General features: G+C 39.9%; 1 protein-coding gene. It reads left to right on the top strand.

Annotated elements, in window-relative coordinates; translation table 11 throughout:
- Positions 1 to 134 precede the first annotated feature (134 nt).
- Positions 135 to 818, top strand: coding sequence for a DUF4336 domain-containing protein (locus tag IQR33_RS02575; protein WP_033905192.1), 684 nt, complete (start codon positions 135 to 137; stop codon positions 816 to 818).
- Positions 819 to 964: the final 146 nt, after the last annotated feature.

The following is a 964-nucleotide window of genomic DNA, read 5'->3' as shown; positions in this document are numbered from 1 at the left end:
TACAGCTGCACTCAATAAGGGTTTGGTAAACCTAATATTTTTGGTTTACGCTTAGCGAAGCGTTTATTGTGCAACAAGGCAGCTTTTGAGTAACTTAAATGCCGCCTTAATACAGTGTTAACGGTTGGAGAGACATGAAAAAGTTAGCCCATGAGATATGGATATTTGACGGAGATCCCGTCCAATTCTTAGGACTCCCATACACCACTCGTATGACTATTGTTAGGCTTTCTGATGGTGGCCTTTGGATTCATAGTCCAATTAAGTTATCAAATTCGATTAGAGAGCAAATCAACAATCTAGGCCAAGTGAAATACTTAATCGCTCCTAATCATTTACACCACTTGTTCTTATCTGAATGGGTATCTGCCTATCCTAGCGCAGAAGTTTATGGCACAGATGAAGTCATTAAGAAGTGCCGTGATATACACTTTCACGCTTCACTTAACCAAGGCGGTAATGCTTGGAACTCTGAGATTGAACAAGAACTATTTTCTGGCTCTCCATTAATGGAAGAGTGTGTGTTTTATCATCGACGTTCAAAGACCTTAATTGTTACTGACCTCGTCGAGAATTTTTCTGGCCAGAACTTTAACTACTGGCAGCGGTTTGTGGCTAAAGGGGCCGGTATTCTTGCTCCGAATGGAAAAATGCCTTTGGATTGGCGCCTAAGTTTTATGTTTAGCAAACAAGAGGCTCGAAAACACTTAAATAAATTGCTGTCTTGGAAACCTAATATATTGGTTATGGCTCACGGCGAAATCGTCCTTGATAATGCAGACGAGTTCTTACAGCGCTCTTTTAAGTGGCTAGTATGAGACAACATTGAAAACTCACACAACAGAATAGACAAGAAGCTATTTTATAACATTAGGCCCTTTTAGCTTAGTCTTAGGGGGCAATTTACAGAACTACACGTTATGTTTAACGATAAGCTCCCCTATTCCTCTTAATTGAGCATTAT

Source organism: Vibrio sp. OPT46 (assembly GCF_015163535.1).
Taxonomy (GTDB): Bacteria; Pseudomonadota; Gammaproteobacteria; order Enterobacterales; family Vibrionaceae; genus Vibrio; species Vibrio alginolyticus.
Note: the sequence above shows the minus strand (reverse complement) of the source record. Positions and strands in the feature narration are given on the sequence as shown.